This window comes from Algibacter luteus, assembly GCF_900141715.1.
GTDB classification, from domain to species: Bacteria; Bacteroidota; Bacteroidia; order Flavobacteriales; family Flavobacteriaceae; genus Arenitalea; species Arenitalea lutea.
On the sequence record NZ_FQYK01000001.1, the window covers coordinates 353,928 to 368,201 of the forward strand.

The following is a 14,274-nucleotide window of genomic DNA, read 5'->3' on the forward strand; positions in this document are numbered from 1 at the left end:
TAAATTATAACAAAAAACAAAAATGAAACAGTTTTATTCAATTTTCGCATTAATTTTTATCGTATTTACCGCTTGTGCGCAACAAAAAGAATCTGAAGTTGAAGCCTCAACACCTTCAGAGTCAAACTATACTTCAGAAATTGTAGTATCAGATTTAAATATTCCGTGGGGAATGGCTTTTTTACCAGATGGAAGTATGCTGATAACCGAAAAATCAGGAGAACTAATTCATTTTTATGAAGGTGAAAAGCAATTAATCGAGGGTACACCCAATGTTTATGTACGTGGTCAAGGTGGCTTTATGGATGTAAAACTACACCCAGATTACATTGAAAACGGATGGATATATTTTTCTTTTGCTTCCGCAGAAGGTGAGGGCGATGGTGGAAACACGGCGATATTGCGTGCGAAACTTAACGGCAATACTCTAGTTAATTCTGAAATGCTTTACAAGGCGAGTCCGAATTCTAAAAGAGGTCAACACTTCGGGTCGAGAATAGAATTTGATGATGAAGGCTATTTGTATTTCTCTATTGGAGATCGAGGCGATCGAGATGTAAACCCACAAGACATTACAAGAGATTGCGGTAAAATTTACAGATTAAATGATGATGGCAGTGTACCAGATGACAATCCGTTCATAAATACCGAAAATGCCAAAACTGCTATTTATAGTTACGGGCACCGAAACCCTCAAGGTATGGTTAAAAACCCATTTACAGGTGCCATTTGGACTAATGAACACGGACCAAAAGGAGGCGATGAAATAAATATTATTGAAAAAGGTAACAACTACGGTTGGCCTGTTATTTCTTATGGAATAAACTATAGCGGCACAACATTTACAGACATCACCGAAAAAGAAGGCATGGAGCAACCGCTTTTTTATTGGGTACCATCCATTGCTCCTAGCGGAATGGCTTTTGTATCTTCAAACAAATACCCAGAATGGAAAGGAAATGTGCTCGTTGGAGCACTAAAATTTGAATATCTAGAGCGATTGGTTATAGAAAATAATAAAGTTGTAAAACGTGAGAAACTGTTAGAAGACATCGGTAGAGTTAGAAATGTTATTCAAGGACCTGATGGTTTCATTTATGTGGCCGTAGAAGGCAAAGGCATCTATAAAATTGTTCCTCAAAACTAATTATATATTATGAAATTACTTTACTTAAGTTTCTTCTCGTTTTGTTCTATCATTTTCACCTGTAGCGCCCAATCAAGCGAATTAGATTCAAGTATGGAGCGTGGTGCATTTATTTATGAAGATTTTTGTGTTACCTGCCATTTACCAAGTGGTGAAGGCGTTGAAAATGTGTATCCGCCGATAGCAAAATCTGATTACTTAATGAATAATAGAGAAGCCAGTATAAAGGGCATCAAATATGGTCAAAAAGGTGAAATTACAGTTAACGGAAAAACTTATAATGGCTATATGGCACCCATGGGATTGAGTGATGATGAAGTTGCCGATGTTATGAATTATATAACAAATAGTTGGGGGAACAAAAATGATAATTTAGTCACAGAAGAAGAAGTTTCAAAAATTGAAAAATAATCCAAGATCTGTTTTAAATAGGAACAAGTATTAACTAACTTTGTAAAGTCCATAAAACTCTTTTCATGCTCATTATAGGAATTGCTGGCGGTACAGGCTGTGGCAAAACAACAGTTGTAAATCAAATTTTAAACGAACAACCAGAGGGCGAAGTTGGAGTTATTTCTCAAGATTCATATTACCTAGACACCACTCATTTATCTTATGATGAACGCGTGAAAATCAATTTTGATCATCCAAGGTCTATTGATTTCGATTTACTTGAGGAGCATTTAAAAGAATTAAAAAAAGGCAATCCTATACACCAACCTGTTTATTCGTTCGTTAAGCATAATAGAACGGGTGATACCATTTTAACGCATCCTAGAAAAGTTATTATAGTTGAAGGTATTTTAATTTTGACCAACCCAGAGTTAAGAGAGATGTTCGACATTAAAATTTTTGTGCATGCCGATAGCGATGAACGCTTAATACGCCGTTTAAAACGAGACATACAAGAACGTGGAAGAGATTTAGATGAAGTACTTGCACGATACAAAACCACATTAAAACCGATGCACAATCAGTTTATAGAACCTATGAAAGAGTTTGCAGATATTATTATTCCAAACAATCATTACAACACGGTAGCCATCGATATTGTTAAAACCATTATAAACGATAAACTATAATGGCAATCAATAGAAACAAATACTTAAAACCCTTTAAAAATATTTTTATACTTATTTTAGTGGTGTTTGCTGTTTGGATGTTGTTTTTTGATGCCAATTCATGGCTTATTCATCATGAATTAAATACAGAAATTGAGGATTTAGAGAACGAGAAAGAATACTACATCAAAGAAATAGAAAAAGATAAAAAAGATTTAAAAAAACTGAGTACAGACGAAGGGTTAGAGAAGTTTGCTAGAGAAGAATATTACATGAAAAGAGATAATGAGGAAATTTACATTATCGAATATGACGATAGCTTAAAAACAAAAAATGATGAGTAAACATTTGTTTGATGAGTTTCAACCTGTTTCTTCAAAACAATGGAAACAAAAAATACAGTTCGATTTAAAAGGTGCAGATTACAACGATATACTTGTTTGGAAAACTAATGAGAATATTGATGTAAAGCCTTTTTATCACGCCGACGATTTTAATAATCTCCCAAACATTTCTGACACCAAAGCAACTCTATGGAACATTCTTCAAATCATTTTCGTTGCAGACGTTGAAAAATCTAACAAAAAAGCTCTTGATATCATTGAAAAAGGTGCAGAAAGTATCAAATTCATCATTCCTAATGAAACCGTTTCAATTAAAGAACTTGTTAAAGGTATCAATCAAAAGGAAACGACATTATTTCTTGAACTTCAATTTCTTTCAGCAGATTTCATCAATAACATACATAATTTAGTTCCTCAAGCAAAAATTCAAATAGATAGCATTGGGCAACTCGCTAGTGATGGCAACTGGTTTAAAAGCTTTAATGAAGATTTTAAGGCATTCGACACTTTGATAAACAAAACACATGCTTTTACTGTAAATGCTTCACTATATCAAAATGCCGGAGCAACCATAACTCAAGAGCTTGCTTATACCCTAGCCCACGCTAACGAGTATTTAAATGGTTTAGAAAATTCAGAAATCGATTTACAATCATTAAACATTGTTTTTAATGTATCGGTTAGTTCCAATTACTTCTTTGAAATTGCCAAATTACGCGCATTAAGAGCACTATGGAAAACACTCGCTAAAGCATATGGTGCGAATACCAATTGCGAAATCGTTGTGACACCTTCAAAACGAAACAAAACCTTGTACGATTACAATACGAACATGTTGCGCACAACTACCGAATGTATGAGTGCTATACTTGGAGGCGCTAATTTTATTGCCAATTTACCCTATGATGCAATTTATCATAAAAGCAATGCTTTTAGTGAGCGCATCGCAAGAAACCAGCTTTTAATTCTGAAGCACGAAAGCTATTTTAACATGGTAAACAATCCATCTGATGGTTCGTACTACATTGAAACTATTACAGACCAACTTTCAGAAAAAGCTTTAGAACTTTTTAAAGATATTGAAAACAATGGCGGGTTTCTAAGTCAATTAAAAGCGGGAACCATTCAAAGAAAAATAAAAGAATCTGCGCTGAAAGAACAAGAACAATTTGATAAAGGCGAAATCGTATTATTGGGCACTAACGTTCACCCTAATGCTAAGGACAGCATGAAGCATGAGCTAGAACTTTATCCTTTTGTAAAAACCAACCCAAGAAAAACATTAATTGAACCCATTATAGAAAAACGATTATCAGAACAATTAGAACAAAACCGATTAAAAAATGAAAATTAAAATGAACTCAAAAATTACACTTTTATCTTGTTTATTATGCTTCATTCTATTGAGTTGTAAAAAAGAAAACTCATTTTCAAATTACAAATACGCTGATAAACCAATCGCTTTTGAATGTGCTGGCGTAAATACTAAATTATTAAATGAAGCCCTTTATAGTTTTGAAGACGATATCGAAAATCATTACAAGCAAAACAGACCAAATTTTAAATTAAATCAGGCATATTCTCAGATCATGAGAAATTCTGTTTTTGGCAGATTACAATTAGATAAAATTGTATCAAAACACACTTTCGAGGTTTTTCAAGCCCTAAAAGAGGAAGAAGGTTTGTGGGACTTGAACAATACAAAAAGTAACCTCAACTACAATAGTGAGGTTGTAAAATGTATCTCAAAAACTATAAAAGATCAAAATTTAAAAACCACGCTTAATGCCCTTTTAACAACAAATAGCATGTCACCAAAATTATTGGGTCCTGCGGTTGTTAATAAATACCAAAACGCCATAAACGATAAAAGTTTGGCTTTATACATCGCGCTAGATTTATATTATGCCAAAATGTTCGACACCAATTTTGATAAATCGAAGTTAGAACAACCAAAATTGAAAGTGGATTTTAATCAGGTTCCTCGAAAAGAGGAAGTTGATCCTCATGCAGGACATAATCACGACTAAATAAATGGCTAGAAAAAATCTTCAACATATCAACATAAAACCAGAGGTAGAAAGTAAAAAGATTAAATCTTCAACATTTGCTACTGCTGAAAATATTGATGTAAAATCAACGTATACTCAAGGTGATGTTGAAGACTTGAAGCATCTCAATTTTGTTGCAGGTATCGCACCTTATTTGCGAGGTCCTTACAGCACCATGTATGTTCGCAGACCATGGACTATTCGTCAATATGCTGGATTTTCAACTGCCGAAGAAAGCAATGCTTTTTACAGACGTAATTTAGCTGCAGGGCAAAAAGGACTATCCGTAGCCTTTGATTTGGCAACACATAGAGGTTATGATTCAGACCACGAGCGTGTAGTTGGCGATGTTGGAAAAGCAGGAGTCGCTATTGATTCTGTAGAAGACATGAAAATACTCTTCGATCACATTCCATTGGATAAAATGTCGGTTTCAATGACCATGAATGGTGCAGTTTTACCCATTATGGCTTTTTATATTGTGGCAGCAGAAGAACAAGGTGTTAAGCCAGAACAGTTGGCAGGAACCATACAGAATGATATTTTGAAGGAATTTATGGTGCGAAATACCTATATCTATCCGCCAACACCTTCAATGAAAATTATTTCTGATATTTTTGAATTTACGAGTAAGAACATGCCAAAATTCAACAGTATCAGTATTTCCGGATACCATATGCAAGAAGCTGGAGCTACTTGCGATATTGAATTAGCTTACACTTTAGCCGATGGTTTAGAATATATTCGAAAAGGATTAGCGGCAGGTATGGATATTGATACCTTTGCACCTCGCCTTTCATTTTTTTGGGCAATCGGCATGAACCACTTTATGGAAATTTCCAAAATGCGAGCCGCTAGAATGCTTTGGGCGAAATTGGTAAAACAGTTCAATCCTAAAAACGAAAAATCTTTAGCATTACGTACACATTGTCAGACTTCGGGTTGGAGTTTAACCGAACAAGACCCATTTAATAATGTGGCTAGAACCACCATTGAAGCTGCCGCTGCGGCATTTGGCGGCACACAAAGTTTGCACACTAATGCCTTAGATGAAGCTATTGCGTTACCAACAGATTTTTCGGCAAGAATTGCTCGAAACACGCAAATATTTCTTCAAGAAGAAACACATATTACAAAAACGGTTGACCCATGGGCAGGAAGCTATTATGTTGAAAAACTAACTCACGATATTGCAAATAAAGCTTGGGCTTTAATTGAAGAAATTGAAGATTTAGGTGGCATGACAAAGGCCATTGAAGCTGGTATCCCAAAAATACGAATTGAAGAAGCTGCGGCAAGAAAGCAAGCAAGGATAGATTCTGGGCAAGACATTATTGTTGGCGTTAATAAATATAGACTTGAAGAAGAAGACCCTATTTCTACACTTGAAGTAGATAACCAAACTGTTAGAAACTCACAAATTGAGCGATTAACCTCAATTAAAAGTACTAGAAATTCCGAAAAAGTTAGAGCCTCACTATCAAAATTAACCGAAGCAGGAAGATCTGGTAAAGAAAATTTACTAGCTTTAGCTATTGAAGCGGCTCGAGAGCGTGCCACTTTAGGCGAAATAAGTGATGCTTTAGAGGCTGTTTTTGGCAGATACAAAGCACAAATAAAATCATTTTCTGGTGTGTATAGTAAAGAAATAAAAAACGACGAATCCTTTAAAAAGGCACAACAATTGGCGGATGCTTTTGCAGAACAAGAAGGCAGAAGACCTCGTATTATGATAGCAAAAATGGGGCAAGACGGTCATGATCGCGGAGCCAAGGTTGTTGCTACAGGTTATGCCGATGTAGGATTTGATGTAGACATTGGTCCTCTTTTTCAAACCCCGCAAGAAGCTGCAAAACAAGCCGTTGAAAACGATGTGCACATATTAGGCGTTTCCTCATTAGCTGCTGGTCACAAAACCTTAGTTCCGCAAGTTATTGATGCATTAAAAGCATACGGTCGTGATGATATTATGGTTATTGTAGGTGGCGTTATTCCTAAGCAAGATTATCAATATTTATTTGAAGCCGGAGCTGTTGCTGTATTTGGCCCTGGAACCAAAATTAGTGATGCCGCAATTAAGATTCTAGAAATCCTAATTGATTAACAAATAATCGTTAAAAAACTACATTAAATTTCACTCACCGATTTGTTAACAAGTTCCACTTTCATTCCACATAAATAATTGTATTTTTGTCTCTAATAAAACCAAATCATTAATGGGTAAAATCATTGCAATTGCGAACCAAAAAGGAGGCGTAGGAAAAACAACAACCTCTATTAATTTAGCAGCTTCACTAGGCGTTCTAGAAAAAAAAGTATTACTTATAGATGCTGACCCTCAAGCAAATGCAACTTCTGGAATAGGTATTGATGTTGAATCTGTAGAAATTGGAACATACCAATTATTAGAACATTCTAACATCGCTAAAGATGCAATTGTTCAAACTGAAACACCAAATCTAGACATCATTCCAGCGCATATTGATTTAGTTGCTATTGAAATAGAACTTGTTGATAAAGATGAACGCGAATACATGCTAAAAAAGGCATTAGCCGACATTAAAAACGATTATGATTATATTTTAATAGATTGTGCACCTTCATTAGGCCTTTTAACCTTAAACGCACTAACTGCTGCTGATGCGGTTATTATACCTATTCAGTGTGAATATTTTGCCCTTGAAGGATTAGGAAAACTATTAAACACCATAAAAAGTGTTCAGAAAATACACAATCCAGAATTGGATATAGAAGGCTTATTGCTTACCATGTACGATTCAAGATTAAGATTATCAAATCAAGTGGTTGAAGAGGTTCAAAAACATTTTAACGACATGGTTTTTCAAACAATTATTCAAAGAAATGTACGTTTGAGTGAAGCACCAAGCTACGGAGAAAGTATAATTAATTACGACGCAAGTAGTAAAGGTGCGAACAATTACTTAAGTTTGGCAAAAGAAATCATCAATAAAAACTCCTAAATTATGGCTAAGGCAACCAAAAAACAGGCTTTAGGTAGAGGTTTATCAGCACTATTAAAAGACCCAAGTAACGATATTCAATCGGTACAAGATAAAAATGCAGATAAAGTTATTGGGAATATTGTTGAATTAGATATTGATTTCATCGAAGTTAACCCGTTTCAACCACGAACAAATTTCAGCGAAGAATCCCTTCGTGAATTAGCGTCTTCTATAAAAGAATTAGGTATTATTCAGCCTATAACTGTTAGAAAACTAGGTTTAAACAAATACCAATTAGTTTCAGGTGAACGTCGTTTTAGAGCATCAAAATTAATAGGATTAGAAACTATTCCTGCTTACGTTAGAATTGCTAACGACCAAGAATCTTTAGAAATGGCTTTAGTTGAAAATATTCAACGCCAAGATTTAGATCCTATTGAGATTGCCTTATCATACCAACGTTTAATTGACGAAATAAACCTGACTCAAGAACAAATGAGCGAGCGAGTTGGTAAAAAACGATCTACTATTGCTAACTATTTGCGCTTATTAAAATTAGACCCTATTATTCAAACTGGAATGCGCGATGGCTTTATATCAATGGGTCATGGTCGTGCTTTAATTGCCATAGAAGACCAAAGCGAGCAGTTAGACATTTATGAGAACATTTTATCGAACAAACTTTCGGTTAGAGAAACTGAAAATTTAGTTCGAGATTTCAATACAAAAGAATCAGCACCATCTACCGCTAAAAAATCTGAAGATGATGAAATGCCAAAATTTGTTAAAAAAGGCATTGCGGCTTTTTCAGAATACTTTGGGCATAAAATAGACGTTAAAGTTTCTAAAAATGGTAAAGGAAAAATTACGATTCCTTTTCATTCTGAAGAAGATTTTAATCGTATTAAAAAATTAGTTCAAGGTGCAAAATAAAATCCTTATAACAGGAATAGTAGCATGTCTGCTTTGTTGTTTTTCTGCTTTCGCACAAGACAAGGAAAAAACCAAAAAAAATCGCCTTCCAAAAGAAGTTGTTATAGATACTTTAGTTTCAGTTAGCAAACCTATTGACGCACTATCGCCTGCAAAAGCCGCATTTTATTCGGCTATCTTACCAGGATTGGGGCAAGCCTACAATAAAAAATATTGGAAAATCCCTATTGTTTATGGAGCTATAGGTACTGGTATTTATTTCTACATAGACAATAACAAACAATACAATCGGTTTAGAGATGCTTACAAGAGAAGACTGGCAGGCTATACCGACGATGAGTTTTATTTCGATTCTCAGGGTAACCAATTAACCACTCCAAGAGTTTCTACAGACAGACTTGAAGACGCTCAGGAATTGTACCGTAGTAATAAGGAAATCTCTTTATTAGTTACCATTGGATTTTATGCACTAAACATTATTGATGCCAATGTAGATGCCCATTTACTGCAATATAATGTAGATGAAAACTTAACTTTGTCACCACATTACGAACTCAACCCAAAAGATGCTACAAGCAATCTCGGATTAACTTTAAATTTTAAATTTTAACATGAATATAGCTTTACTCGGATACGGAAAAATGGGTAAAACCATAGAGCAGATTGCCATTAAACGCGGGCATAATGTGGTATTGACTATTGATAAAGATGATAAGAATTACGACATTACTAAAGCAGATGTTGCTATAGATTTTAGCGTACCTACAGTAGCATATAATAATATTTCAAACTGCATAAACAACAACGTGCCTGTAATTTCTGGAACCACAGGTTGGTTAGATAAATATGACGATGCCGTTGCTTTATGTGAAGAAAAAAAAGGCGCATTTATTTATGCATCAAACTATAGTTTAGGTGTCAATATCTTTTTTGAACTGAATAAAACGCTTGCTAAAATGATGAGCAACTTGAAGCAGTATAATGTTTCAATGGAAGAAATTCATCATACCCAAAAGCTTGATGCGCCAAGTGGAACTGCCATCTCTTTAGCTAATGATATTATTGAAAACCATGAAGGATTTACCAATTGGAAATTAGACGAAAATGGTAAAAAAACAATTCCGATTACTGCAAAACGCATAGAAGATGTTCCTGGAACCCATACGGTTACCTATGAAAGTGAAGTAGACACCATAAACATTGAACATATAGCGCACACCAGACAAGGGTTTGCCTTAGGCGCCGTTATCGCTGCAGAATGGATTGCTGGAAAAACTGGTGTTTTCACCATGAACGATGTGTTAAATATAGGTTAATTGGCAATAAAGTTGTAACAATCAAAACACCTGTTACTACTTACATAACAATAAAATTTTAAGATTATGACTTGGACACAGTGGTTTATATTCATTTTAATAATTCAAGTAATTCACGGTTTAGGAACTTGGAAACTTTACATAAAAGCAGGTAGACAAGCTTGGGAAGCCTTTGTCCCGATCTACAATGGTGTTATTTTAATGAAAATTATTAATCGTCCGTGGTGGTGGATTATATTATTATTTCTACCCATTGTTAATCTTATTATGCTACCAGTAGTTTGGGTTGAAACAGCTAGAAGTTTTGGCAAAAACATGCCTGTTGACACCATTTTAGCAGTCCTTACACTCGGATTCTACAACTATTACCTTAATTACGTTGCCGATGTAACGTATGTTGAGGATAGGAGTTTAGACCCTACAACATCTAGTGGCGATTGGGTAAGTTCTATTCTATTTGCAATAGTAGCAGCCACCATAGTTCACACCTATTTTATGCAGCCTTTTACTATTCCTTCATCATCTTTAGAAAAGTCGTTGTTGGTAGGTGATTTTCTTTTTGTAAGCAAGTTTCATTATGGAGCTCGCGTGCCAATGACTACAGTTGCAGCGCCTATGGTACATGATACTATTCCTAAACTAGGAACCAAATCTTATTTATTTGACGATAATTTTGAAGCACGAAATACCTCATGGAAAAATAAATTGCAACTACCTTATTTAAGGTTTCCAGGGTTTGAAAACATAGAACGAAATGACATTGTGGTTTTTAATCAACCAGCAGATACGTTGCTGAATATGAACGACTTTAGACCAGATAGAAACTACTATAAGCCCATAGATAAAAAAACCAACCTTGTTAAACGCTGCGTTGGTATTGCAGGCGACTCCTTAGAAGTTAGAAATGGCTACGTATATATTAATGGAAAGAAAAATGAACTTCCAGATAGAGCACATTTACAGTTTAGCTATTTAGTGCAACCAAAAACCAATCAATTCAATCCTAAATTTTTAAAGGATCGATACGATATCACAGATGGTTTTGGTATCATGAATAGCCAGAATACTTACTATTTTTCTGCAATATCAGATGAAGCCTTAGCAAAATTTAAAAATCACCCTAATGTGACGAGCATTACGCCAAATAAGCAAGAAAAAGGCGTTAGAGACTCTAATATTTTTCCACATCACCCAGATTACAATTGGAACGTTGATTACTTTGGGCCGCTTTACATTCCTGAGGCAGGAAAAACTATTGATATAAATTTAGAAGTTTTACCACTATACAAACGTGTCATAACCGAATATGAAGGCAATACATTGCAAGTAAAAGGCAATCAAATTTTAATTAATGGTGAAGTAACAGATACGTATACTTTTAAACAAAACTATTATTGGATGATGGGTGACAACCGCCATAACTCCATTGATGCCCGAGCTTGGGGATTTGTGCCATTTAATCACGTTATTGGAAAACCAGTGTTTATCTGGATGAGTTGGGATGGTATTAAAAACCCACGTTGGGAACGTTTCTTTACAACGGTTAGCGGTAGCGGAAAAGCCACCTCTTATTTAATCCCGTTTTTAGTTCTTTTATTTGGCTGGATAGGATTTAACAAATGGAGAAAACGTAAAAAAGACAGCAAATAATTAGTACGATACTGTTCATTTCATTCAATTTTGATTAAACTGAGTTATGACGTTTAAACTGTTTCCAATAGTGTTATTGATTGCCTTATGGTCATGTGTACAAGATAAAAAATTAGAGCATAAAATGTCGTCAATTGAGTCTGAATCTAACCTTATAGAAACAGACACTATTAAAAGTATAGAAATTACGAAAGACTTTGTTTTAGGGAAATTTGATTATAAAAATCATGAGCTCTTCATTAAAACAAATGCTACTCATACATCTAAACCTATATATTTAAATGTCGAAGTTTATGAAGCTTTTGTTAACATGTATAATCATGCCGAAAAAGATGGTATTCAGTTAAAAATTGTTTCGGGCACCCGAAATTTTGCTGAACAGAAAGCTATTTGGGAGCGTAAATGGGAAAAATATCAAAATCTAAACCCCATAAGCAGAGCAAAAAAAATACTCGAGTATAGTTCGATGCCTTCAACATCAAGACATCATTGGGGAACCGATATCGATTTAAATAGTTTAAATAACTCTTATTTTGAAAGTGGCAAAGGTAAAAAAGAGTATAAATGGCTTGTAGAAAACGCTAATAACTATGGTTTCTATCAGATTTACACCGAAAAATCATCTGGAAGAACAGGTTACAATTTAGAGCGCTGGCATTGGTCTTACATGCCGTTATCAAGTAAATATCTGGCCTTTTATAACAACCAAGTTAATTACTCAGACATTTCAGGATTTGACGGTTCTGAGCTAGCGGAAGCCCTAAATATTATACCGAATTACGTCAATGGGATTTCAGAAGATGCCAAACAATTAAAATATCCTAAAGAATGAAAATTGTTTTACATCCTACATATTTTCCCAATATTACACATTTTGTTGCCATGGTAAATGCTGAAGAAGTTATTCTAGAAATGGAAGATAACTTCTTGAAACAAACCTACAGAAATAGAACTTATATTTATGGTGCCAACGGAAAACTAGGATTAAACATCCCTGTTATTCATTCTCAAAAAAATCGTCAAAAGTATAAAGACGTTAAAATTTACAATCAGGATAATTGGCAAAGTCTACACTGGAAATCGATTCTTTCAGCGTACAGAACATCTCCATTTTTTGAATATTACGAAGATGAACTTCAGCCATTATTCATGAAGAATGCAGATTTTATATTAGACCATAATTTACATTGCTTAGAAATCATTTGCGATTGTTTGCAACTAGAGTTGAACTTTTCTAAAACAGATACCTTCGAAAAAACTTTAAAAGATAAAACCGATTACAGGCAATTAGTAAACGCTAAAAAAGAGCCAAATTATAATTTCGAGAAATACACACAAGTATTTAGCGCAAAACACGGTTTTATACCCAATTTAAGCATCTTAGATTTATTATTTAATGAAGGCCCAAATGCTTTAAATTATTTAGAATCTCAAACACTTAAAACTAAATAATGTTACAATCTATAGTGCATTACGGGTGTCATTTTCTATTACCACTTGGGATTGCCTTACTATTTTTTAAATCGAATTGGAAGTATGCTTTTTTGGTGATGGTTGCGGGTATTTTAATTGATATAGATCACTTATTAGCAACACCTATTTTTGACCCAAACCGTTGTAGTATTGGTTTTCATCCGCTACACTCAAGTTTCGCAATATTGTTTTATGTGTTTTTATGTATCCCTAAAAAATCGAGATTGGTGGGTCTGGGACTCGTTATTCACATTATTGCAGATGTTGCAGATTGTTCGTTTATGTAAATATTCTAACAAAGAAGCTACTCCTGCTCTTTCAAACTTAAAGTCGTCATTATTGGATAATGATCGGAATAATGATGGTTGTAGGCTTTAAAACCATTCACATTAAAACCTTCTTCGGCAAAAATAAAATCGATTCGAACGGGAAAAAACTTAAAATCGTACGTACGCCCGAAACCATTTCCAGCCTCTTTAAACGTATCTATTAAATTACCTTTAATTTTTCGATATACATACGAAAAAGCTGTGTTATTAAAATCGCCACAAATCACCATTTTGTAATTACATTTTTTCTTATGCATAAGAAATAATTCGGTTTGAAATTGTTGCATTTTAAATGTGGTACCAATACGTTTAAATAGGCGCTCCGAATCTTCATTTTTAAGGTGTTCAACCTTAGTATTGATACGCAACGATTCTAAATGAATGTTATAAATCCTGATTGTATCATTTCCTTTTACAACATCAACAAAAATGGCATTGTTAGCTGTATCTGGAAACTCAATAGACCCAGAATTAACAATAGGAAATTTAGAAAAAATGGCTTGACCATATTTAGTCTTTTTTCCTGAAAGTTTTTCGAATTTATACTTGAAAAACGATAAATCTATATTTTTATGAGGATGATATTCTTGCAAGCTCAATACATCTGGCGACTCCTTTTTTATAAATTCTACAATTTTGGTTTCTATCCCCTTTTCTGGAATCCATTCATATAAATTAAACAGTCTCACATTATAATTCATGACTTTAATGTTATTTGGGTCATCAATTTTTGTTGAAGCCGAAAATTTATAAAGAGTCCCGAAAGAAAAATAACCAATTATGAGAACTGTAAACGATAACATAAATTTCCTTTTCAGTTGTAAAACCCAATACAATAAGAAAAATACATTTATTAGAATAAGAAACGACACCCCTAAATTAACAACAGCTAAAATAGAAAAGGTTTTAGGTGGTAAAAAAGGTAATATATAAGAAAGTAACAGGAGCACCGCCACAACAACATTTATTGAATAAATGAATTTATTTCTGAAACTCAATTTTTTCAT

At 34.1% G+C, this 14,274-nt stretch carries 16 protein-coding genes; 15 read left to right on the forward strand and 1 reads right to left on the reverse strand.

Annotated elements, in window-relative coordinates; genetic code table 11:
• The first annotated feature begins 22 nt into the window (after positions 1-22).
• The 15 genes from BUA46_RS01300 (at position 23) to BUA46_RS01370 (ending at position 13,225) form a co-directional block, all read left to right on the forward strand.
• Entirely contained in the window at positions 23-1,147 is a 1,125-nt protein-coding gene (locus BUA46_RS01300) for a PQQ-dependent sugar dehydrogenase (protein ID WP_019386377.1), read from the forward strand.
• Positions 1,148-1,156: 9 nt separating this feature from the next.
• Complete coding sequence (locus tag BUA46_RS01305; protein WP_143148044.1) at positions 1,157-1,558, forward strand: c-type cytochrome; 402 nt, start codon at positions 1,157-1,159, stop codon at positions 1,556-1,558.
• A gap of 65 nt (positions 1,559-1,623) precedes the next feature.
• Positions 1,624-2,229 carry a uridine kinase gene (gene udk / locus BUA46_RS01310; RefSeq protein WP_019386375.1) on the forward strand — a complete coding sequence of 202 codons (606 nt, stop codon included), beginning with the start codon at positions 1,624-1,626 and terminating at the stop codon, positions 2,227-2,229.
• Entirely contained in the window at positions 2,229-2,552 is a 324-nt protein-coding gene (locus BUA46_RS01315; RefSeq protein WP_019386374.1) for an FtsB family cell division protein, read from the forward strand. The genes udk and BUA46_RS01315 overlap by 1 nt, the downstream gene beginning before the upstream one ends.
• Positions 2,542-3,906: a methylmalonyl-CoA mutase subunit beta gene (locus BUA46_RS01320; RefSeq protein ID WP_019386373.1), complete on the forward strand. Its 1,365-nt coding sequence runs from the start codon at positions 2,542-2,544 to the stop codon at positions 3,904-3,906. Before BUA46_RS01315 ends, BUA46_RS01320 begins: the two co-directional genes overlap by 11 nt.
• Before the next feature lies 1 nt (position 3,907).
• A complete protein-coding gene (locus tag BUA46_RS01325; RefSeq protein WP_143148045.1) occupies positions 3,908-4,582 on the forward strand; it encodes a hypothetical protein in 675 nt (224 codons plus the stop codon).
• Positions 4,583-4,586: 4 nt separating this feature from the next.
• A complete protein-coding gene (scpA, locus tag BUA46_RS01330; RefSeq protein WP_019386371.1) occupies positions 4,587-6,707 on the forward strand; it encodes a methylmalonyl-CoA mutase in 2,121 nt (706 codons plus the stop codon).
• Positions 6,708-6,819: 112 nt separating this feature from the next.
• Entirely contained in the window at positions 6,820-7,584 is a 765-nt protein-coding gene (locus BUA46_RS01335; protein ID WP_019386370.1) for a ParA family protein, read from the forward strand.
• Between the two features lie 3 nt (positions 7,585-7,587).
• A complete protein-coding gene (locus BUA46_RS01340) occupies positions 7,588-8,499 on the forward strand; it encodes a ParB/RepB/Spo0J family partition protein (RefSeq protein ID WP_019386369.1) in 912 nt (303 codons plus the stop codon).
• Positions 8,489-9,109 (forward strand): DUF5683 domain-containing protein, encoded by a 621-nt coding sequence (locus BUA46_RS01345; RefSeq protein WP_019386368.1) that lies wholly within the window; start codon positions 8,489-8,491, stop codon positions 9,107-9,109. The genes BUA46_RS01340 and BUA46_RS01345 overlap by 11 nt, the downstream gene beginning before the upstream one ends.
• A 1-nt stretch (position 9,110) precedes the next feature.
• Positions 9,111-9,815, forward strand: coding sequence for a 4-hydroxy-tetrahydrodipicolinate reductase (gene dapB, locus BUA46_RS01350; RefSeq protein WP_019386367.1), 705 nt, complete (start codon positions 9,111-9,113; stop codon positions 9,813-9,815).
• Between the two features lie 66 nt (positions 9,816-9,881).
• Positions 9,882-11,465: a signal peptidase I gene (gene lepB, locus BUA46_RS01355; protein ID WP_019386366.1), complete on the forward strand. Its 1,584-nt coding sequence runs from the start codon at positions 9,882-9,884 to the stop codon at positions 11,463-11,465.
• Positions 11,466-11,511: 46 nt separating this feature from the next.
• On the forward strand, positions 11,512-12,297 hold the full coding sequence (locus BUA46_RS01360) for a M15 family metallopeptidase (RefSeq protein ID WP_019386365.1): 786 nt from the start codon (positions 11,512-11,514) through the stop codon (positions 12,295-12,297).
• Positions 12,294-12,917 (forward strand): WbqC family protein, encoded by a 624-nt coding sequence (locus tag BUA46_RS01365; RefSeq protein ID WP_019386364.1) that lies wholly within the window; start codon positions 12,294-12,296, stop codon positions 12,915-12,917. The genes BUA46_RS01360 and BUA46_RS01365 overlap by 4 nt, the downstream gene beginning before the upstream one ends.
• A complete protein-coding gene (locus tag BUA46_RS01370) occupies positions 12,917-13,225 on the forward strand; it encodes a DUF6122 family protein (RefSeq protein ID WP_019386363.1) in 309 nt (102 codons plus the stop codon). The genes BUA46_RS01365 and BUA46_RS01370 overlap by 1 nt, the downstream gene beginning before the upstream one ends.
• A gap of 17 nt (positions 13,226-13,242) precedes the next feature.
• On the opposite strand, the gene BUA46_RS01375 is transcribed toward BUA46_RS01370, so the two are convergent.
• Entirely contained in the window at positions 13,243-14,274 is a 1,032-nt protein-coding gene (locus BUA46_RS01375; RefSeq protein WP_019386362.1) for an endonuclease/exonuclease/phosphatase family protein, read from the reverse strand.

Bases quoted from the DNA above. Each gene is read 5' to 3' on its own strand.
- dapB (WP_019386367.1), top strand. From the start codon at position 9,111: ATGAATATAGCTTTACTCGGATACGGAAAAATGGGTAAAACCATAGAG.
- BUA46_RS01300 (WP_019386377.1), top strand. From the start codon at position 23: ATGAAACAGTTTTATTCAATTTTCGCATTAATTTTTATCGTATTTACC.
- BUA46_RS01320 (WP_019386373.1), top strand. From the start codon at position 2,542: ATGATGAGTAAACATTTGTTTGATGAGTTTCAACCTGTTTCTTCAAAA.
- BUA46_RS01375 (WP_019386362.1), bottom strand. From the start codon at position 14,274: ATGAAAAAATTGAGTTTCAGAAATAAATTCATTTATTCAATAAATGTT.
- udk (WP_019386375.1), top strand. From the start codon at position 1,624: ATGCTCATTATAGGAATTGCTGGCGGTACAGGCTGTGGCAAAACAACA.
- BUA46_RS01335 (WP_019386370.1), top strand. From the start codon at position 6,820: ATGGGTAAAATCATTGCAATTGCGAACCAAAAAGGAGGCGTAGGAAAA.
- BUA46_RS01325 (WP_143148045.1), top strand. From the start codon at position 3,908: ATGAACTCAAAAATTACACTTTTATCTTGTTTATTATGCTTCATTCTA.
- BUA46_RS01315 (WP_019386374.1), top strand. From the start codon at position 2,229: ATGGCAATCAATAGAAACAAATACTTAAAACCCTTTAAAAATATTTTT.
- BUA46_RS01340 (WP_019386369.1), top strand. From the start codon at position 7,588: ATGGCTAAGGCAACCAAAAAACAGGCTTTAGGTAGAGGTTTATCAGCA.
- BUA46_RS01360 (WP_019386365.1), top strand. From the start codon at position 11,512: ATGACGTTTAAACTGTTTCCAATAGTGTTATTGATTGCCTTATGGTCA.
- BUA46_RS01365 (WP_019386364.1), top strand. From the start codon at position 12,294: ATGAAAATTGTTTTACATCCTACATATTTTCCCAATATTACACATTTT.
- BUA46_RS01305 (WP_143148044.1), top strand. From the start codon at position 1,157: ATGAAATTACTTTACTTAAGTTTCTTCTCGTTTTGTTCTATCATTTTC.
- lepB (WP_019386366.1), top strand. From the start codon at position 9,882: ATGACTTGGACACAGTGGTTTATATTCATTTTAATAATTCAAGTAATT.
- scpA (WP_019386371.1), top strand. From the start codon at position 4,587: ATGGCTAGAAAAAATCTTCAACATATCAACATAAAACCAGAGGTAGAA.
- BUA46_RS01370 (WP_019386363.1), top strand. From the start codon at position 12,917: ATGTTACAATCTATAGTGCATTACGGGTGTCATTTTCTATTACCACTT.